Source organism: Pseudomonas sp. TSO6 (assembly GCF_056098905.1).
This window is the reverse complement of the sequence record NZ_JBLZWV010000033.1, coordinates 259028-278805: the sequence shown is the minus strand read 5'-3', so window position 1 is coordinate 278805 and position 19778 is coordinate 259028. Positions and strand designations below refer to the sequence as shown.

General features: G+C 58.0%; 15 protein-coding genes. 8 read left to right on the top strand and 7 right to left on the bottom strand.

Annotated elements, in window-relative coordinates:
- Positions 1-12: 12 nt before the first annotated feature.
- The 5 genes from ACN6NG_RS14215 to ACN6NG_RS14195 all read left to right on the top strand — a co-directional run bounded on the left by ACN6NG_RS14215 (position 13) and on the right by ACN6NG_RS14195 (position 6439).
- The gene (locus tag ACN6NG_RS14215; protein WP_474314809.1) at positions 13-1350 is read left to right on the top strand and encodes an MFS transporter; all 1338 of its coding nucleotides are present in this window, start codon (positions 13-15) and stop codon (positions 1348-1350) included.
- 122 nt (positions 1351-1472) lie between these two features.
- Positions 1473-2759: a salicylate 1-monooxygenase gene (gene salA / locus ACN6NG_RS14210; RefSeq protein WP_047602750.1), complete on the top strand. Its 1287-nt coding sequence runs from the start codon at positions 1473-1475 to the stop codon at positions 2757-2759.
- A 74-nt stretch (positions 2760-2833) separates the two neighbouring features.
- Positions 2834-3772, top strand: coding sequence for a catechol 1,2-dioxygenase (gene catA / locus ACN6NG_RS14205; protein ID WP_011154379.1), 939 nt, complete (start codon positions 2834-2836; stop codon positions 3770-3772).
- 39 nt (positions 3773-3811) lie between these two features.
- Positions 3812-4945: an NAD(P)-dependent alcohol dehydrogenase gene (locus tag ACN6NG_RS14200; RefSeq protein WP_474314583.1), complete on the top strand. Its 1134-nt coding sequence runs from the start codon at positions 3812-3814 to the stop codon at positions 4943-4945.
- A gap of 42 nt (positions 4946-4987) precedes the next feature.
- Positions 4988-6439 (top strand): aldehyde dehydrogenase, encoded by a 1452-nt coding sequence (locus ACN6NG_RS14195; RefSeq protein ID WP_474314580.1) that lies wholly within the window; start codon positions 4988-4990, stop codon positions 6437-6439.
- Between the two features lie 98 nt (positions 6440-6537).
- On the opposite strand, the gene ACN6NG_RS14190 is transcribed toward ACN6NG_RS14195, so the two are convergent.
- The 4 genes from ACN6NG_RS14190 to frmR form a co-directional block, all read right to left on the bottom strand.
- Entirely contained in the window at positions 6538-7467 is a 930-nt protein-coding gene (locus ACN6NG_RS14190) for a helix-turn-helix domain-containing protein (protein ID WP_119713615.1), read from the bottom strand.
- Positions 7468-7651: 184 nt separating this feature from the next.
- Positions 7652-8194 carry a VOC family protein gene (locus ACN6NG_RS14185; RefSeq protein ID WP_474314578.1) on the bottom strand — a complete coding sequence of 181 codons (543 nt, stop codon included), beginning with the start codon at positions 8192-8194 and terminating at the stop codon, positions 7652-7654.
- Positions 8191-10083 (bottom strand): FAD-dependent oxidoreductase, encoded by a 1893-nt coding sequence (locus tag ACN6NG_RS14180; protein ID WP_474314575.1) that lies wholly within the window; start codon positions 10081-10083, stop codon positions 8191-8193. The genes ACN6NG_RS14185 and ACN6NG_RS14180 overlap by 4 nt, the downstream gene beginning before the upstream one ends.
- Positions 10084-10214: 131 nt before the next feature.
- Entirely contained in the window at positions 10215-10493 is a 279-nt protein-coding gene (frmR, locus tag ACN6NG_RS14175; protein WP_047602753.1) for a formaldehyde-responsive transcriptional repressor FrmR, read from the bottom strand.
- Positions 10494-10897: 404 nt separating this feature from the next.
- On the opposite strand from frmR, the gene ACN6NG_RS14170 reads away from it, so the two are divergent.
- From ACN6NG_RS14170 to ACN6NG_RS14160, 3 genes are all read left to right on the top strand, one after another.
- Positions 10898-12007, top strand: a complete 1110-nt coding sequence (locus tag ACN6NG_RS14170; protein ID WP_474314573.1) for an S-(hydroxymethyl)glutathione dehydrogenase/class III alcohol dehydrogenase — start codon at positions 10898-10900, stop codon at positions 12005-12007.
- 43 nt (positions 12008-12050) lie between these two features.
- On the top strand, positions 12051-12629 hold the full coding sequence (gene gfa / locus ACN6NG_RS14165; protein WP_014861939.1) for an S-(hydroxymethyl)glutathione synthase: 579 nt from the start codon (positions 12051-12053) through the stop codon (positions 12627-12629).
- A 205-nt stretch (positions 12630-12834) separates the two neighbouring features.
- Positions 12835-13722: a LysR substrate-binding domain-containing protein gene (locus ACN6NG_RS14160; protein ID WP_404601663.1), complete on the top strand. Its 888-nt coding sequence runs from the start codon at positions 12835-12837 to the stop codon at positions 13720-13722.
- Between the two features lie 41 nt (positions 13723-13763).
- Here ACN6NG_RS14160 and ACN6NG_RS14155 read toward each other — a convergent pair whose 3' ends face one another.
- From ACN6NG_RS14155 to ACN6NG_RS14145, 3 genes are all read right to left on the bottom strand, one after another.
- Entirely contained in the window at positions 13764-15227 is a 1464-nt protein-coding gene (locus ACN6NG_RS14155) for an efflux transporter outer membrane subunit (RefSeq protein ID WP_474314570.1), read from the bottom strand.
- A 6-nt stretch (positions 15228-15233) separates the two neighbouring features.
- Positions 15234-18413, bottom strand: coding sequence for an efflux RND transporter permease subunit (locus ACN6NG_RS14150; RefSeq protein ID WP_474314568.1), 3180 nt, complete (start codon positions 18411-18413; stop codon positions 15234-15236).
- Between the two features lie 83 nt (positions 18414-18496).
- Complete coding sequence (locus tag ACN6NG_RS14145; protein ID WP_474314566.1) at positions 18497-19717, bottom strand: efflux RND transporter periplasmic adaptor subunit; 1221 nt, start codon at positions 19715-19717, stop codon at positions 18497-18499.
- Between the last annotated feature and the right edge of the window lie 61 nt (positions 19718-19778).

Below are 19778 nucleotides of genomic sequence, written 5' to 3'. Positions count from 1 at the left end.
ATGAGCAATGCCATGCGAACAATCGACGTTTCGGCCCTGATCGACGGGGCACGTTTCAATGCCTTTCATGCGCGAGTTCTGGTCTGGTGCGCGCTGATCATCATCTTCGACGGCTACGACCTGGTTATCTACGGTGTAGTGTTGCCGTCACTCATGACCGAATGGGGACTCAGCTCGCTGCAGGCTGGCGCATTGGGAAGCTGTGCACTGGTCGGGATGATGCTGGGCGCCTTGTTCTTCGGGTCGATCTCGGACCGGATCGGCCGTCGCAAGACCATCATGATCTGTGTGCTGCTGTTTAGCGGCGTCACCGCGTTGAACGGTTTTGCCTCCAGCCCTGAAATCTTTGCGCTGTGCCGCTTCATCGCGGGCCTGGGAATCGGCGGCGTGATGCCGAATGTCGTCGCCCTGATGAATGAATACGCCCCGAAGAAATCACGCAGCATCCTGGTTGCAATCATGTTCAGCGGGTATTCGCTGGGCGGGATGTTATCTGCCGGGCTGGGGATGCTGTTCATTCCCCAGTGGGGCTGGCAAGCGGTGTTCTATGTGGCCTTGATCCCGCTGCTGATGCTCCCGCTGCTGCTTCGCCAGTTGCCAGAGTCGATGGACTTCCTGCTGCGCAGCGGCCAGATCGAGCAGGCCAAATCCGTATTGGCCCTAACCACGCCAAGCTATCTGCCAGAAGCTGATGATCAACTGGTCCATGCGGTTTCGCGGGGGGCCACGGCTTCGATCGGTGAGCTTTTTCGCGATGGCCGCTTGATCAGCACCTTGGCCCTGTGGGTGGCGTTCTTCTGTTGCCTGTTGATGGTTTATGCGCTGAGCTCATGGTTGCCCAAGATCATGAGCAGTGCAGGGTATGGGCTCAATTCCAGTCTGGCGTTTCTGCTGGTGCTCAATGGTGGTGCCATTTTAGGCGCCATCGCGGGTGGCTGGCTCGGCGACCGGGTGGGCATCGCCAGGGTGTTGCTGTTGTTCTTCGCCTGCGGAGCGTTGTCATTGAGCCTGCTGGCAATCAAAGCGCCATTGGCCGTGCTCTATCTGCTGATAGCTATTGCCGGCGCTTGCACCATCGGCACGCAGATCCTCGCCAATGCTTGCGCTGTGCAGTATTACCCGCCCCACGTGCGGTCCACAGGGCTGGGCTGGGCAATGGGAATAGGGCGCACTGGCGCAATTATCGGGCCGGTACTGGGCGGTGTATTGCATGGCTCCAGCTTGCCGCTACAAGCCAGCTTCCTGTTTTTTGCCATCCCCGGCGTCATAGGTGCCGCCGCGATACTGGTATTCCTGAAGCGTCGCAAGGAAATCCCGCCCGTACAGATCAGTCCACAAACTGTGTCCTGACGGCTGACGACCAATATTCATGGCTGTGATGTTGTTTATGGGTTTGACGGTATTTATCAATGGCGGTGCAACGGTAATGATCCGGTAACACCAATAACAATCAGCCCCAAGGGTACTTTGCTATGCAAAATTCTACTTCTGCTCTGAACGTTTCGATTATCGGTGGTGGTATCGCTGGCGTGGCTCTGGCACTGGACTTGTGCCGTCATGCCCATCTGAATGTGCAGCTGTTCGAAGCCGCTCCCGCTTTCGGTGAGGTAGGCGCCGGCGTGTCCTTTGGCGCCAACGCCGTGCGTGCCATCGCGGGTCTCGGCATCGCCGAACCTTACGGCAAGATCGCCGACAGCAACCCTGCCCCTTGGCAGGACATCTGGTTCGAATGGCGCAATGGGCGTGATGCAAAATACCTCGGTTGCAGCGTTGCCGAAGGTGTAGGGCAGTCGTCGGTGCACCGTGCCGACTTTCTCGACGCCCTCGCTAGCCAGTTGCCCGAAGGTATTGCCCAGTTCGGGAAACGAGCACAGCGCGTCGAGCAGGATGGCGAACAGGTTCGAGTCACCTTCACCGATGGTAGCGAGCATCGTTGCGATTTGCTGATCGGTGCCGATGGCATCAAGTCATCGATCCGCGACCATGTACTGCAAGGCTTGAACCAGCCCCTGGCTTCGCCACGATTCAGCGGCACCTGTGCCTACCGCGGGCTGATCGACAGCCAGCAGTTGCGCGAAGCCTACCGCGCACGTGGCGTCGACGAGCACCTGATCGACGTTCCTCAGATGTATCTGGGGCTCGATGGCCACATCCTGACGTTCCCCGTTAAGCAGGGCCGCTTGATCAACGTCGTTGCGTTCATCTCCGATCGTAGTCAACCCAACCCGGTATGGCCGAGCGACACCCCATGGGTGCGCAATGCTACGCAGGCCGAGATGCTGGCCGCGTTCGAAGGCTGGGACGATGCTGCTCAGGTACTCCTTGAATGCATTCCGACTCCGTCGTTGTGGGCGCTGCATGATCTTGCAGAGCTTCCGGGTTACGTTCACGGGCGTGTTGGCCTGATCGGCGATGCTGCACATGCCATGTTGCCGCACCAGGGTGCCGGTGCCGGGCAAGGGCTGGAGGATGCCTGGCTGCTGGCCCGTTTGCTGGAAGACCCGAAAGTGCTGGATAAGCGCCCACAGGCTGTACTTGACGCATACGACGCGGTCCGCCGCCCACGTGCCTGCCGTGTTCAGCGCACGTCGTTTGAAGCGGGCGAACTCTACGAATTCCGTGATCCGGCCGTACTGGCGGACGAGGAGCGGCTTGGCAAAGTGCTGGCTGAACGCTTCGACTGGTTGTGGAACCACGATATGCAGGAAGACCTGCTGCAGGCTCGCGAATTGTTGGGCCTGCGCGCGCAAGCGGCCTGATTCGACTTTATAGATTGAGCAGGGCGCCTGGCGCCTTGCCTCGCTCAGAACACATATAAGAAGGTGGCATCACCATGGCGATCACTATTTCCAACCTGCCTGAGATCCAAGCTTTTTTCCGCGAGGCCGCAGGCTTCGGTCAAGACAAAGGCGACGCTCGCTGTAAGCAGATCATCCTGCGCGTATTGCAGGACGCCGCGCGACTGATCGAAGATCTTGAAATCACTGAAAACGAATTCTGGAACGCGGTCGACTACCTGAACCGCCTGGGTGCCAAGAATGAAGCTGGCTTGCTCGTCGCCGGCCTGGGCATCGAACACTTCCTCGATCTGCTGGCCGACGCTAAAGATGAGGCCGTGGGGCGCACTGGCGGTACGCCGCGCACCATTGAGGGCCCGCTCTACGTGGCGGGAGCCCCTCTGTGCGAGGGATTCGCGCGCATGGATGATGGCACCGAGGATGACCGCGCGACTGTCATGTTCCTGGAGGGGCAGGTGGTGGACTTGCAGGGCAAGCCGATCGCAGGGGCAATCGTCGATCTTTGGCAAGCCAACACAGAAGGGAACTACTCCTACTTCGACAAGAGTCAGTCCGAATACAACCTGCGCCGCCGGATCATTACCGATGATCAAGGGCGCTATCGGGCGCGCAGCATCGTACCGTCCGGGTACGGCTGCAACCCAGCCGGCCCTACTCAGGAATGCCTGAATGCGCTTGGCCGCCACGGGCAGCGCCCGGCGCACGTGCATTTCTTCATCTCGGCGCCCGGGCACGAGCACCTGACGACTCAGATCAATCTGTCCAACGACAAGTACCTGTGGGATGACTTCGCCTACGCAACGCGTGACGGCCTGATTGGCGATATCCAGTTCGTCGACGACGCTGACCGCTCGAAAGCACGAGGGGTGGAAGGGCGCTTCGCCGAAATGACCTTCGATTTTTGCCTGCGCCCGGCCGTGAGCCAGAAAGCGACCGAGCGCAGCCAGCGACCACGTGCCCTGCAATCCGCATGATGCGCGCCGCCGGCTATTGAGAGATTCGAGGAGAAGCAAATGTCACACGATAATGTGCAGAAGATGCGTATACAGGCAGCAGTCCTGCGTGAGTCGGGTGCTGCGCTGAAGGTCGAAGATGTGTTGCTTGAAGCCCCACGCCCCACGGAAGTACGTGTGCGTGTTGTGGCATCGGGGGTCTGTCACACCGACATGGTTGTACGCGATCAATTGTTCCCCACGCCCATGCCGATCATTCTCGGCCACGAGGGGGCAGGGGTAGTGGATGCGGTGGGTTCTGCAGTAACCACCGTCAAACCGGGTGATCATGTGGTGATGACCTACATGTCATGCGGCCTGTGCCTGCCGTGCGAGACAGGGCACCCGGCGCACTGCACTCACATGCACCCACTGAACTTTGGTGGCGGTCGCCTGGATGGCAGTGCGTCAAGCTGCAGTTGCGAGTCGCACGCGCCGATACACGATCATTTCTTTGGCCAGTCATCCTTCTCGACCTATGCCATCGCCAACGAACGCAATGTGGTCAAAGTCGCTAAAGAAGCTCCTTTGGAGTTGCTGGGGCCGCTGGGGTGCGGCATCCAGACCGGTGCAGGTTCGGTACTGAACGCTCTGAAGGTCGAGGCCGGCTCCAGCTTTGTCGCCTTCGGTGCCGGCGCTGTAGGGCTGGCCGCAGTCATGGCAGCGCGGGTTGCCGGTGCAACCACCATCATCGCGGTAGATGTCACCCCAAGCCGGCTAGAGCTGGCGCTGGAGCTCGGCGCGACCCACGTGATCAACAGCCGCGATGAGAATCCCGTCAAGCGGATTCAGCAAATTACCGCAGGCGGTGCCAATTACAGCCTGGAGTGCTCCGGGCGCGCGGAGGTACTGCGCCAGGCCATCGATGCCTTGGCCACGCTAGGTACCTGCGGCATCGTGGGTGCGACCAAATTCGGCACGGAAGTCGCGTTCAACATCAACGACGTGATGATCCCTGGCAAACGCATCATGGGTATCGTCCAAGGTGATGTGGTAGCCAACGCTTTCATTCCCAAGCTCGTGGATCTCTACCTGCAAGGTCGGTTCCCGTTCGACAAGCTTTGCAAGTTCTACGAATTCGACCAGGTAAACGAAGCCATGGCTGATAGCGAGCGCGGCGTGACCATCAAGCCAATCCTGCGTATGCCGCAATAACGCCAGGCTGATTTTTATTTTTGCAACTTAGAGGTACCCATCATGACCGTACAACTGGTGATTGATAACCAGAAGCAATCGGCTTCCGACGGTAAAACGTTCGAGCGCATTGATCCCCTCAGCTCGCATGCCGTCAGCGTTGGTGCCGCGTGCAGTGTGGAAGACGCATTGCGTGCAGCCCAGTCGTCAGAGCGCGCGTTCCAGACCTGGTCTGGTACAGGGCCGACCGAGCGTCGTCGTATTCTGTTAGCAGCCGCCGATGCGCTGGAGGCCAAGATGGCAGACTTCTGCACTGCGATGGCTGAAGAAATCGGCGCTTCGCAACTGTGGGCGCAGTTCAATGTCGGCGCATCGGCAAACCTGCTGCGTGAAGCTGCGGCCATGACCACGCAGATCAAGGGTGAAACCATACCCACCGACAAGCCGGGCGCGCTGTCCATGACACTGCGCCAACCGGTCGGTACGGTGCTGTCCATCGTGCCTTGGAACGGCCCTGTGATTCTGGGCGCGCGGGCAATCGCGTATCCGCTGGCATGCGGTAACACCGTGATCTTCAAGGGGTCCGAGAGCAGTCCGCGCACTCACGCGTTGTTGGCCGAAGCATTTTACGAAGCGGGTTTGCCGGCGGGTGTTCTGAACTTCCTGATCAGTGCTCCTGAAGATGCTGCGGCGGTCACCGAAGCCCTGGTTGCCCATGGCACTGTACGGCGCGTCAATTTCACCGGCTCAACCAAGGTTGGCCGCATGATCGCGCAAACGTGCGCGAGCCATCTGAAGCGCTGCCTGCTTGAATTGGGAGGCAAGGCGCCATTCATCGTGTTGGACGACGCTGATATCGAGGGCGCTGTAAACGCAGCAGTGTTCGGTGCATTTTTGTATCAAGGGCAGATTTGCATGTCCACCGAGCGTTTCGTGGTGGACGAGGCGGTTGCCGATGCGTTCGTCGCTCGCTTTGCCGAGCGCGTCAACGCACTCGAGTCCGGGTTGCCTGCGAAATCTCCGGGTTGTGTGATCGGCCCCATGATCGGCCAAGGTTCTGTGCAGCGGATCAATCATCTGCTGGACGATGCTGTTAACAAGGGGGCAAAAATTGTCACCGGTGGGCTCGCAGAGACTGCATTGATGGGCCCGACTTTGGTCGACTGCGTGACCCGAGAGATGGCCATTTACGATGAAGAAACCTTTGGCCCGGTGACTACCATCGTCAGGGTGAAAGGCGCGGAGCAGGCTTTGGCGGTGGCCAATGACACAGCCTACGGCCTTTCCTCTTCGATCTTCAGTCGTGACGTTACCAAGGCCCTCGGCCTTGCCAGCCGACTCGATGCTGGCTGTGTTCATATCAATGGTGCGACCGTGCAAAACGAGCCGCAGGCGCCTTACGGCGGCATGAAGAAAAGCGGTTACGGCCGCTTCGATGGCAGTGCAGTGATCGAAGAGTTCACTGAAGTGAAATGGGTCACAGTGGAGCCATCCGGCCAGCCTTATCCCTTCTAAGTTTTTCTCTGACACCGTTGCTTTGGTTGTTTGAGTCGTCCATATCGTGCGGGTATGGACGGCTCTTTTTTTTGCCGGTACAAAACTTCACCGGCATGCTAGTGGCGATTTTCGCCATCCACTCGCCCTAATAGCGAAGTCTGTCCTCTGTATTGTTTAGGCGTCATCGAAAGCTTCTCTTTGAACAACCTGGTCATATGGCTTTGGTCTGAAAATCCGCACTCCATTGCGACGGCCTTGAGCGGGATGTCGGCCCATTGGCTGAGCAACCGTTCGGCCTTCTTCAGCCTTCTGGCCTGAACGAACCGATGTGGCGGTGTTCCGAATTCCGTGGTGAAAACCCGAATGAACTGCGATGCACTGAAGCCGGCCACCTTTGCCAGGTCCTTGATGGTCAGCGCAGAGGATAGATTGGCGTCGATGTAGTCTTGTAGCTGGTGACGTGTGTGGGCAGGAAGTCGTGCTCCCTGCTCACTGCGCTTTATGGCGGCGCCGCCATAGCGCCTGAGCAGGTGAATGCAAATCTGGATTTCCAGGGTTTGCGTGTAGAGTGCGTGTCCTGGCTGGTCGGACAGGCACTCGCGTTCATAGGCTTCGATCAATCCGGACAGTTCAGTATCCCGCACCACCGGGCAATGATCGATGAAGATGCCGTCTATCTCTCGCTGAAACAGTTCCTGGGCCACTTTGGCCATGACCGATTGGGAAATGTAGACATGACTCACTTCGATGTCATTTGCCCAGAACCACCGTGAAGGCTCTGCGCGGGCCAACAGCGTAATGTCCCCGGGCGCGGCCTGAGCTACTTGCCAGCAGTGCCCATCGCAGAATCCAAGGCGCGGGGTTCCCTGTTTCCAGCGCACCAATTGGTAATCGCGCATGGAGGGGATGAACACTTCGGTTTCCAGAAAGCGATAGCCACGCAGTGACATGCAATGATCGGGTACCAGGTCAACGGTGCCTTCGACCGTCACCTCGCCAGGTATGACTTCAAGCATGCGCTTGGGGGTAAGCAGGACAGGGTTCATCACAACTCCTTTTCTTATATGAATGTGGAGCGTGGGGCAGGCAGCCTCGAGTAATTGGGCAGTCCGTGGAACAAAGACTGGATCTATCATAAACGTTTCATGGCAGAAGGGCAGGGCCAAGGCAGGGGAAATGCGCTCGAAGTCATCGCCAGCTCGGCTGAGGGATTCGAGCGCAGGGGTTGGCTTATGACGTCTGAACGTCGTTATCGCCTGGCAGCGTGGGAGAGGGGCGCCAGCGACGAAGACCAGTGCGGTCTTCGTAGCGCTGGTGGGACGGGTAAGTGACTAGTTCGATCGTGCTGCCCCAGGGGGTGCGGGTATACACATAGCGATTACCTTCACCTGCGTCTCCACCTGGAAGGTTGCCAGGCTGGCTGAGTAATTTACCGCCTGCCTGCAGCAGCCGATCAGCTGCTGCATCGATATCATCCACGTAAATACAGAAGTGCTGGATGCCGAAGTCACTTGGCCGCACCGGCGGTGCTTGTTCAACACCTGCGTAAGTGAACAATTCAAGATTAGGGCCGTTGCCAAGGCGCAGCATGCGTATCGCCTGTATCACAGAGCCAGCGGGCACGCCGAGCCCTGCTTCGACCTCCGGGCCGCCCAGAGGCTGGTCCAGCATGTCGTAGATCACCTGGGCACCGAATGCCTCGCAGAAAAAGCGTGTGGCCTGCTCCATGTCGGGTACCGTGATTCCCACATGCTCGATTGCACGTACTGTCATTGCAGTTCTCCCAGTTTGGCTGCGGCCCAGAAGCCTGATTGTGTCGCCTCATACATACGGCCCCCCCGTAAACGTGTACCAATGGGCTGAACGTTCAAGTAACGTTCCAACGCAGCATGGGCCGTTGACGGTTGACGCGCAGTTGCCATTACCACAGTACCTGCTTCAGGTGGCTTGCCATTGAGCGCGATCGAAACACCGAGTTGCTTGAGCACCGACTCCAGGTGATCTCGCTGCATGTCGTTGGAATCCACCCCGACTTTATCGGAGGGTGAAACCAGCGTGACCTTCTTCTGATTCTCGGCGAGCCAGATAGCTGCATACATTGCCGTCTCAGTCTCACCGTAAACGATCAGCTCAAGGGCGGCTGGCACAGCGTTATCAGCGAGCATGTCGACCACGTCTATCGGCCCCGTTGCAGGTGCAGTGCCAGTGGCCAGTAATACATGGTCCCATTCAGCGGGCACGACCTCATCGGCAACAGCATTGAGGCGAACTTCGACACCGGCCTTGCCCAGCTCGGTTTCATAGAAGGTGATCATGTTCAGGATTTCTTGCCTGAAGGGGCTTGCCGCGGCCCATGCATGGAGTTGCCCGCCCACTCGGTTGCGGCGTTCGAGCAAGACCACCTGATGCCCGCGTTGTGCGGCCAATATTGCAGCCTCGCAGCCAGCTGGGCCAGCGCCGACCACGAGTACGCGCTGCGTGACGGCTGCCGGTCGTCGGGCCAGTTGAGCACGACGCTCCTCGCCGAGCGTGGGGTTGATCACACACTGCGTGCCCTTGCCGTTGAACATCCAGCGTGAGATGCACTCGTTGACGGCGATGCAGCGGCGCACGCTTTCGGGTTCACCACGCCTGGTCTTGATGACCGTATCAGGGTCTGCAAGGCCAGCACGGCCGAGCGCGACGAAATCGAGCTCATTGTTGTCGATGGCCGCTGCCATGTCTTCCAGCAGCCAAGTGAGACGGCCAACTCCGATTACCGGCAACGACACGCGTTGCTTCACGGCCTTGGCGTAGTTGACCAATGAACCGGGTGCACCCATCGGGAGCAGAACCATTGCGGTGTCGTAGTTGCCGGCACTGACATCCAAGGCGTCGACATACGGCTCGAGCATCTTGCAGAAGGCAAGCCCATCCTCCAGGGACAAACCGCCCTCGTAGGGTTCGGTGACACTCAGGCGATAGAGCAGGGGAAAGTCAGGCCCCACCTGTGCTCGCACTGCGCGCACGACCTCCAAGGCGAAACGCGCACGATTCTCCAGGGAACCCCCCCATTGATCGGTCCGTTTGTTGGTGAAGGGTGAAAGAAATTGGCCCAGCAGGTAACCATGTGCGCCATGAAATTCGATGGCATCGAAGCCTGCCGCCACCGCGCGCCGGGCTCCCTGCACATACTTGTCGATGAGGCCAGGTATTTCATGCGCTTCGATGGCCCGCGGAGGTGAGCCAAAGGCACTGGTTATGCCCGCAGTCGGCGCGATGGGCGGTTCATTATGTTCGGTGTTGCCCTGAGAGTTTTGCCGGCCTGTATGGTGGAGCTGGACGGCAATCTTTGCGCCTTCACCATGGACAGCATCGACCAGGTTGCTTAACCCGCCGATGAACCGATCATGATCGATGCGAATCGGATGCCCTACCGTACGCCCGACGTCCCAGTCGATGGACGTGTTCTCGGTGATTATCAACCCGACGCCACCACGAGCCCGGGCGCGGTGGTATTCGATCAGTTTGTCGTCCACTTCGCCAAATGTGCTCGCGAACTGGGTGAAAATTGGCGCTTGAACGACGCGGTTTCGCAAGTGCATCCGTCCAATACGCCCCGGCTGAAACAGCGCGGCGGCAGGTCCATCAGTTGCCAATAGGGATTGCTCGGCATTCACCACGGCTTGTCACCTCGTTATTGTTGTAATGAGGCTTGATGATGGTGCGCACACGCTCCGTACGTATTGAAAAAACATTCCACTGTGTTGAAGAAAATTCCGGTCTGCAGAGGGACCTCAAGCGCCTTGAAGCGTTATTTGAGGTAGGTGCGTACCAGCGTCACAACCTCTTCGATCGCCCCATCGTGCGCTGCGCTGCCATCTTCGCTACCACTGATGAATTGTTCACGTAGATGGCTTTCCAGCACCCCGGCCATCAAACCGTTAACCGCACCACGGATCGCCGCGATCTGCTGTAGGACGGGTCCACAATCGGCACCCTCGGTCAACGCTGTTTCCAGCGCATCCAGTTGTCCACGGACCCTTCGCACTCTGGCGAGCACGCGTTTTTTTTCGGTAGGTGAATGGGGCATATGCGCTCCTCAAAAAATGAACATCACGTCAGGCGGATAGTGGGGAGGAGTATAACGCTGCTCGAGCATGCGGCGTTAAGGCAACGCGACAAGAATGCCGCCTTGGGGGACTCGAAACAAAACGGTTCGACTGTAAAAACGTTTCCTGCATTCTGGTGCTTTCGGCCTCATCTATGCTTAACGGGTTGTGCATGAAATTGCAGCATTTTTCGTGAAATCCAATGATTTAGCTGAGATCGACGGGAAAGCGTCTGAATGAAAGGCGCGTGAGTGCCACGGCTTCGAACCCTTTATCGCTGGTACTCGGAAATATACTCCCTGGGGGTACCTGTATATACTCCCCCCTAGTAACCAGGCTCCCGCTGATGTCTGGCCCAATACCTCAAACCCAATAGGGAGATATTATGAAATCTCGCGCTGCAGTAGCATTCGCACCCGGTAAACCGCTTGAGATCGTCGAAATCGATGTTGCGCCACCTCGTGCAGGCGAGGTGCTCATCAGGATCACCGATACCGGCGTATGTCACACCGATGCCTTCACGCTGTCCGGTGATGACCCTGAAGGTCTTTTTCCAGTCGTGCTCGGGCACGAAGGTGCAGGCGTCGTTGTAGAAGTGGGTGAAGGGGTTACAAGCCTGAAGCCAGGCGACCATGTCATCCCTTTGTACACGGCCGAGTGCGGCGAGTGCCTGTTCTGCAAATCGGGTAAGACCAATCTGTGTGTCGCAGTGCGCGCCACCCAAGGCAAGGGGGTGATGCCCGATGGCACCACGCGTTTTTCCTATCGGGGGCAGCCGCTGTACCACTACATGGGATGCTCAACCTTCAGTGAATACACGGTGGTGGCCGAAGTCTCAGTAGCCAAGATCAACCCTGAAGCCAATCACGAGCATGTCTGCCTGTTGGGATGCGGCGTAACCACTGGCATTGGTGCGGTGCATAACACCGCGAAGGTTCAGCCTGGGGACACGGTTGCAGTATTTGGCCTTGGCGGAATCGGCCTGGCCGTTATCCAGGGCGCTCGTCAGGCGAAAGCCGGTCGCATCATTGCCATCGATACCAACCCCTCCAAATTCGACCTTGCGCGCTCCTTTGGTGCCACCGATTGCGTCAATCCGAAAGACCATGAGCAACCCATTCAGCAGGTCATCATCGATATGACGGGGTGGGGTGTTGATCATTCCTTCGAATGTATCGGCAATGTCAACGTCATGAGATCTGCCCTTGAATGCGCTCACCGCGGTTGGGGCCAGTCGATTGTGATTGGCGTCGCCGGTGCCGGCCAGGAAATCTCGACGCGTCCGTTCCAGCTGGTAACCGGGCGAACCTGGAAGGGCTCGGCATTCGGTGGCGTCAAGGGCCGCAGCCAATTGCCCAAGATGGTCGAAGATGCGATGAACGGAGAAATTGAGCTGGCACCCTTCGTCACCCACACGATGCCACTGGACCGCATCAATGAAGCGTTTGACCTGATGCACGAAGGCAAATCCATCCGGACCGTCATCAAATACTGATAGGGCTCGATTGCCCTGAATATACGGACAAGAGGGTCATGCTGTGAGCAATGTAAAACTTCATCCATCACTGGATAACGGTATACAGCCCGCCCTGCAAGGCTTCACTGGCGGGGTGTTGCGGTGTCACTGCGCTACTGACGCCGTCGAGGTGCGGGTCGACTCACCCACGCTGCATAACCATGCCTGTGGCTGTAGCAAATGCTGGAAGCCGGCGGGCGCAAAGTTTGCCGTCATAGCGGTCGCGCCACGTGATGCGGTAACCGTTCTGAGCAATGGTCAGAAGCTGAAAATTGTCGATGAGGCTGCGACCATTCGCCGTCATGCCTGCACCGAGTGCGGTGTTCACATGTACGGTCGAATCGAGAACAAGGGCCACCCTTTTTATGGCCTGGACTTTGTGCATACGGAGCTCTCTGAAGAACCAGGTTGGTCGGCCCCGGCATTTGCGGCGTTCGTTTCCTCGGTCATCGAGACGGGGACGCCTCCCCAGCAGATGGCAGGCATTCGCCAGCAACTGCGAGGCATAGGCCTGGAGCCCTATGACTGCTTATCCCCCGAACTGATGGATGCCATCTCGACCCATGTGGCCAAGCAGAATGGGACCTATCGCGAGGCTTGAGTTACAGCTTCAGATGCCCTCACAACGCCGCCCCAGTCCTTGGGGCGGTTTCATTTTATCCTCGTAGTCAGCTTCTACTCTGGTCAACATCACCGCTTTACGCGGTGAGAAGGGTGCACTGCTGCTTATGCAGCGGCGGGCGGGGCTCTATAATCACCGGCGTCACCACGCCAACGCATTCGTTACTATCAGTAAGGTCTTCAGTATGGACCGTTTCACGAGTATGCAGGCCTTCGTAAAGGCAGTTGAAACAGGGTCGTTCAGCGCCGCGGGGAAGGTGCTGCACATGTCTGCGCAATTGGTGGGTAAACATGTCAACGCCCTGGAGGAGCGGCTCGGCGTGCGGTTGCTCACCAGAACCACCAGGACCCACAGCCTGACGGATTTTGGCCAGTCGTTCTATGCCCGTGCCAAGTTGATTCTTCATGATGTGGAAGAGGCGGAAAACCTGGCGGCGGTCGCGCTTGCTTCGCCAAACGGGCGACTCAAGATCAATGCGCCGGTGAGTTTTGGCATGCATGCGCTGGCACCGGTCTTGCCCGAGTTCATGAAGGCTTATCCTCAAGTCAATATTGAACTCAACCTTTCAAACCGTGCAGTCGACCTTATCGACGAGGGCTACGACGTGATTTTTCGTGTCGGTCGGTTGGCCGATTCTGGGCTGATTGCGAGAGTATTGGCGCCTTACCAGTTGGTCATGTGCGCCTCACCCGACTATCTGCAAGCACACGGCGCTCCGTCCACTCCCGATGATCTTCGCCATCATGAGTGTCTTGGTTTTTCCCATACAGAGCTGCGTACTCATTGGGTTCTGGAAGGAGATGAGGGCAGGGTAGAGGTGCCCGTGCAAAGCCGATTCGTGTCTGATCATGGAGAGCCGCTGCTATGTGCCGCTTTGGCTGGGCTTGGCGTGATGCTGCAGCCTGTCGAACTGGTGAGTGACTACCTCGAATCAGGGCGCCTGGTCGAGTTGCTACCGGATTACCGTGCCCCTACGCGGCCGTTGCACGCGCTGTATGCTCCCGACAAGCATATGCCCCCGAAGCTGCGTAGCTTCCTGGATTTTGCAATATCAAAATTTGGCAGCGTGTAGCGGGTGCTTGTCTGACTGGGGCAGGCAAGCACCCGCAATGGTCAAGGCTCAATAGCCGCAGAGGTAGCCCAACCGCCGCCTAGCGCGGTGATTAGCCTGACGGTGGCGATGGTCTGCTCGCCCTGCAGTGCCGCCAATGCTTGCTTGGTTTGCAACGTCGTTCGATCTGCGTCAATCACATTCAAATAGTCGCTTGCACCTTCCTGATATTGAGCCTGGGCTATACGGCTTGTGCCTTGAGCCGCTTCGATTGCCTGGGTCTGAGCTTGGACTTGTTGATGCAGCAACCTGATGTTGGCGAGGTTATCCTCTACCTCCCGCAAGGCGTCGAGGACGGTTTGCTGATAAGTGGCTGCTTGCTCGTCGTAAGCGGCCCGCGCGTTGGCAAGGTCTGCGTCACGCTTGCCTCCATCGAACAGCGGCAGGTTCAGCACGGTCCCGGTCAACGGCCCCAACAGAAATGCTTTGCTGGACCCTTGGAACAACTCTCCCAAGGTGTTGCTTTCGTATCCTGCCGTACCAGTCAGCGTCAATGAAGGAAAATACGCAGCCTTGGCGACGCCGATCCGTGCATTGGCAGCAGCCATGGCACGTTCTGCCGCCGCGACGTCTGGGCGCCGCTCCAGCAGTGCTGATGGCACGCCGACGGGTATTTCCACCGTTAAGGGCTGCACGGGCATGAATGGGAAGTCAAAGGCTGATGGCGCCTGCCCCAGGAGCACCGCGAGGTTGTGTTCTCGTGCGGCGCGGGCTCTGACCAGCGCCAATTCGCCGGCCCGCGTGGAGGCGAGCTCGGTTTGCGCACGCATCCAGTCCATTTCGCTGACCTGCCCTGAGTCCTTGCGCTTGGTTGCAAACGCCAAGGCGTCTTCCCGTAGCTTCAAGGTATCGCGGTAGATGCTTATCTGGGCATCCAGGGTTCGAAGCTGATAGTAGTTCGCTGCTACATCGGCCTGCAGGGCTAGCAAAACAGAATGATAGAGCGCCGCACTTTGCTGTTCATCGGCGGTGGAAGCTTTGATCGCGTCACTGACGCGGCCAAACAAGTCTGCCTCGTAGGCAATGTTCAACTGTGCGCGCCAGTAGGTGTTAGCCGACTGGGCAACGTCATTCGAGGACTGCGAGGTGAGCTCACGTGACGGTCCGATGCCTGTACTCACGCTTGGCAAACGCCGCGCTTCGGTACCTTGATGATAGGCCCGGGCTTCCTGAAGCCTGGCGAATGCCTGCTTCAAACCCTGGTTGGCCGCCATCGCTCGGGCTTGCAGGTCATCCAAGGTAGAATCCGCAAAAACCTTCCACCATTGACCCCGTGGGTACTGGTCTGCGGGCTGTGCGGTTTTCCACCCAGCTTGATCGTCGACGTTCGACTCTTTGTAATGTGCCTGTGTGGGCGTGGCAGGCACCACGTATTCGGGCGCCAGCGAATGACAGGCGCTCACCATGGCAACTGCAAGGGCACCCATGGACAGCTGAGGCCACCGAATGGAAACGGCAAGATTCATGGTGTATCAAACCTCGATATGAGCGGGACGGTGATGCTCGGTCACCAGCGATTTATTGCCCGACAGTTTGCGCAGCAAGACGTAGAACAGCGGTGTGAGCAACAGGGCGAACACGGTTACGCCGAGCATGCCGAAGAACACGCTGACGCCGATGGCATGGCGCATTTCTGAACCTGGACCGGTAGCAACCACCATCGGCACGACGCCCATGATGAATGCCATCGATGTCATCAGAATCGGCCGTAGACGTAATCTGCTCGCTTGCACCGCAGCATCCACCACGCTGTGGCCCTGCATTTCGAGCTCGCGGGCGAACTCGACGATAAGGATGGCGTTTTTGGCTGACAGCCCAACCAGCACGACCAGACCTATCTGGGTGAAAATGTTGTTGTCGCCTTGCGTCAGCCAGACGCCTAACAGCGCAGACAAGATGCTCATCGGTACGATCATGATCACCGCCATCGGCAAGGCCAGGCTCTCGTATTGAGCGGCAAGCACCAGAAAAACCAACAGCACGCAGATCGGGAATACCAACAGGGCGGAGTTACCGGCCAACTGCTGCTGGTAAGCGAGATCTGTCCATTCGAACTTGATGCCTGCTGGTAAGGTTTGCTTGGCGATGCGTTCGATCGCCGCTTGAGCCTGGTTGTTGGAATACCCCGGTGCCGGTCCACCATTGAGGTCTGCGGCAGTGAAGCCGTTGTAGCGCACGACCATTTCAGGCCCATAGGTTTGCTTGACTCGAAGCAAAGCGTCGAGCGGAACCATTTCGCCAGTAGTGCTGCGGGCTTTCAACTGACCGATATCGTGGGCGAATGCTCGGAAACGCGCGTCTGCTTGCACGCGTACCTGGTAGACGCGGCCAAACAGGTTGATGTCATTCACGTAAAGCGAGCCCAGGTAGATTTGCAGAGTGTCGAACACTTCGTTGACCGGCACGCCCAACTGCTGCGCCTTGACGCGATCCACCTCAAGGTCCAGCTGCGGGATGTTGATGTCATAACTGCTGAACAGGGGGCCCAGCTCAGGTGCCTTCGCTGCTTCTGCGATGAACGCTTCCGTCGCGTCATGCAACGCCTGGTAGCCCAGCGCCCCGCGATCTTCGAGTTGCAACTTGAAGCCGCCGAGGGTGCCCAGGCCTAATACCGGCGGGGGGGTGAAGACCGATATCTTGGCTTCCTTGATATGGGCAAACTTCTCATTCAGTGACTTGGCAATTGCGCTGTCGCTTAAATGCACGCCATGACCGTAGCGGTCTTCGAAGGCGGTCAGCGGCAGGAACATCACCACCGAACTGGACGATGAGGTAAAGCCGTTGATCGATAGCCCAGCATGGGCAACGGTGAAGCCTACTCCCGGCTCCGTCAGGGCAATACGCCCCATCTCCTGAGAGACTGCATCCGAGCGCTCAAGCGTAGCGCCACTAGGCAGTTGCGCCACTGCGATCAGGTACTGCTTGTCCTGTGCGGGTACAAAACCACCCGGTACGACGTCTCCCATGAGCACGGCCAGCGTCAACAACAAAACGTAGCAACCCATCATTACGCCCTTGTGCTTGAGCGTGCTGCGTACGCCAGCGCCGTAAGCATTGGAGCCACGCTTGAAGAGCCGGTTGAATGCGTTGAAGAACGTGCCCAAGGCCCGGTCCATGATCCGCGTCAAACGGTCCTTGGGTGCATGCGGGCTTCTAAGCAGCAAAGCGGACAATGCCGGAGACAGCGTAAGAGAGTTGAATGCCGAAATGACGGTCGAAATCGCAATGGTCATCGCGAACTGCTGATAGAACTGCCCGGTCAAGCCAGACATGAATGCCAGCGGCACGAATACCGCAACCAGGGTCAGGCCAATCGCGATAATCGGGCCACTGACCTCATCCATGGCTTTGTAGGTGGCTTCTCTGGGGCTCAGTCCATGCTCCAGGTTGCGCTCGACGTTTTCCACGACGACGATGGCATCGTCCACGACAATGCCAATTGCCAAGACCATTCCGAAGAGTGAGAGCGCATTGATCGAGAAGCCAAAAGCCAGCATCAGGGAGAACGTGCCTACGATGGCAACCGGTACTGCCAGCAGAGGTATCAACGACGCTCGCCAGTTCTGAAGGAACAGAATGACGACCAGTACGACCAACGCAATGGCTTCCAGCAAGGTATGCACAACGGCTTCGATGCTGGCGGCGACGAACCGTGTAGGGTCGTAGTTGAAGCCATAGCTGACACCTTTGGGCATTTCCTTGCCGACTTCCGCCATTTCACGGCGCACATCGTCGGCAATCTGTAGCGCATTGGCACCGGGCTGCTGGAATACCCAGATCGTCATCGAAACCTTGGTATTGAGGTGCGTGCTCTGGGTGTAATCCGAAGCGCCAAGTGTTACCCGCGCCACATCGCGAAGATAGGTCACCCCACCATCGGCATTGGTTTTCAAAACAATGGCTTCAAACTCCTGGGGCGTCTGCAAGCGGCCCTTGACGTTGAGATCAAGCTGCAACGTCACGCCTGGCGCACTGGGCGTGGCACCCACCATGCCTGCCGATACTTGAGCGTTCTGCGCTTGGATCGCACTCACTACGTCGCTTGCAGACAGATTGCGCTCGGCCAGCTTTCGCGGGTCCAGCCAAACGCGCATGGAGTAATCCCCGCCGCCTTTGAGCTGAACGTCGCCTACACCCTTGATCCGGGCCAGGCGGTCACGGATATGAATGAGGCCATAATTGTGCAAGTAGTCGACGTCGTACTGATCGTTGGGTGAGAAGAGGGTCACGGCCAAGGTCATCGTGCTAGATGCCTTGATCGTAGTGACCCCCAGTTTCTGCACGGCTTCCGGTAGTCTTGGTATTGCCTGGGAGACGCGATTCTGTACTAACTGCTGGGCAAGGTTGGGGTCCATCCCCAACTCAAAGGTGACCGTGGTAGTCATCTGCCCATCACTGTTGGCCTGGGACTGCATATACAGCATCTTTTCCACGCCATTGATTTTTTCCTCAATAGGCGCAGCCACCGTTTCAGCAATGACCTTGGGGTTGGCGCCGGGGAACTCGGCGTGTACCAGCACCTGCGGAGGCACCACCTCAGGGTACTCGGCAATGGGTAATTTGAAGAGCGAGATCACACCCAGCAGCAAGATCACCACTGACAGGACAGCGGCAAAGATGGGACGATCAATGAAGAATCGAGAGAATTTCATCGCAAGGTTTTCTTAGGCAATAGGAACCCGGCAACGCGCACTTTGCGGCGCATCGCTTTGGGTTGGTGTGCGGTTGAGGTGCTTCAGCGCTGAGCCGAGACTGCTTTGGCGGTGCTGGACATTGCGACTTGACGCGGCTTGACGGTGTCATCCGCCTGCACACGTTGCAGGCCATTGACAATGATATGGTCCTGCCCAGAGAGACCGCTTTCGACAATCCGTAAGCCGTCATAAAGCCCGCCCAGGCGCACTTCGCGGTAGTGCACTTGATCCTGCTGATCTACGACCATGACAAATTTGCGATCCTGGTCGGTGCCCACCGCGTCTTCGTTGATCAGCAGGGCTTGTCGACGTTGGCCTGCGCTGACTTTGACATGTGCGTACATGCCCGGCACCAACTGGCTACGTGGATTATCAAAGCGCGCTCTCACTCGAATGGTGCCTGAGCTGCTATTGAGCTGGTTGTCGACGGAGTCCACCACGCCTCGGCGGGAAAAACCCGGTTCGTTGGCCAGGCCCATTTCTACCTTGATGGCTTGATCATGGGGCTGGGCCAGAAAACGCAGATAGGTTTGTTCATCCACTTCGAAGCTAGCGTAGATGGGCGAGATCGATACGATGCGAGTCAATACCGGTGCAGATGCTCCGTTAGCGACTACGTTACCTACCGTGAGTTCTGCGCGAGACACTTTGCCACTGACCGGTGCTTTGACTGAGCAATAGTCCAGGTTGACACGCGCGGTTTGCAGCCTTGCTTTCGCGGCTTCGACTTCGGCTGCACTGGTCTGTTGCAAGCGCAAGGCGGCGTCCGCATCGCGTTGCGCAATCGCATTCTGGCCAAGCAGGCGCTTGGCACGCTCGGCATCAGCGTGAGCGTAGGCGTAACGGGCGCTGGCGCCGGCGACTTCTGCCAAGGCTTGATCGACAGCGGCTTGGTACAGGCGCGTATCAATGGTGAACAGCAGGTCGCCCCGATTGACTTGAGCGCCATCTTTGAAGTGCACGGCAGTAATAGCACCGGGCACCAATGGGCGGACATCGACGGTTTCCACGGCTTCGAGTTTCCCCGAGTAAGTCTGGTATTCGTTGAGTTGTTCGGCAATGGGCGTGGCGATGTCGACCTCTGCATGCACGGCGTCCGGCGCTTGTTCGCTGGCTTGCGCCAGGGTGTCGTTGCCCTTGCTGAGCAACTGGTAACCGGTTCCCGCAGCGGCGGTTAGAACGAAGGCCAGGGCGAGGGGGACTTTCTTGAATGGGAGGTTCATGAGCACGGCAAATAGAGGCGATGGCTGAAAGACGCGCAATGCTAAGGTAGATCTAATGATCGATAAATACGCTTTAAATCCTTACACTGTAGCCAAAATG

Coding starts and splice junctions, on each gene's coding strand:
- ACN6NG_RS14170 (WP_474314573.1), top strand. CDS start 10,898: ATGAAATCTCGCGCTGCAGTAGCATTCGCACCCGGTAAACCGCTTGAG.
- catA (WP_011154379.1), top strand. CDS start 2,834: ATGGCGATCACTATTTCCAACCTGCCTGAGATCCAAGCTTTTTTCCGC.
- salA (WP_047602750.1), top strand. CDS start 1,473: ATGCAAAATTCTACTTCTGCTCTGAACGTTTCGATTATCGGTGGTGGT.
- ACN6NG_RS14200 (WP_474314583.1), top strand. CDS start 3,812: ATGTCACACGATAATGTGCAGAAGATGCGTATACAGGCAGCAGTCCTG.
- ACN6NG_RS14190 (WP_119713615.1), bottom strand. CDS start 7,467: ATGAACCCTGTCCTGCTTACCCCCAAGCGCATGCTTGAAGTCATACCT.
- ACN6NG_RS14215 (WP_474314809.1), top strand. CDS start 13: ATGCGAACAATCGACGTTTCGGCCCTGATCGACGGGGCACGTTTCAAT.
- ACN6NG_RS14150 (WP_474314568.1), bottom strand. CDS start 18,413: ATGAAATTCTCTCGATTCTTCATTGATCGTCCCATCTTTGCCGCTGTC.
- ACN6NG_RS14195 (WP_474314580.1), top strand. CDS start 4,988: ATGACCGTACAACTGGTGATTGATAACCAGAAGCAATCGGCTTCCGAC.
- ACN6NG_RS14185 (WP_474314578.1), bottom strand. CDS start 8,194: ATGACAGTACGTGCAATCGAGCATGTGGGAATCACGGTACCCGACATG.
- frmR (WP_047602753.1), bottom strand. CDS start 10,493: ATGCCCCATTCACCTACCGAAAAAAAACGCGTGCTCGCCAGAGTGCGA.
- ACN6NG_RS14155 (WP_474314570.1), bottom strand. CDS start 15,227: ATGAATCTTGCCGTTTCCATTCGGTGGCCTCAGCTGTCCATGGGTGCC.
- ACN6NG_RS14160 (WP_404601663.1), top strand. CDS start 12,835: ATGGACCGTTTCACGAGTATGCAGGCCTTCGTAAAGGCAGTTGAAACA.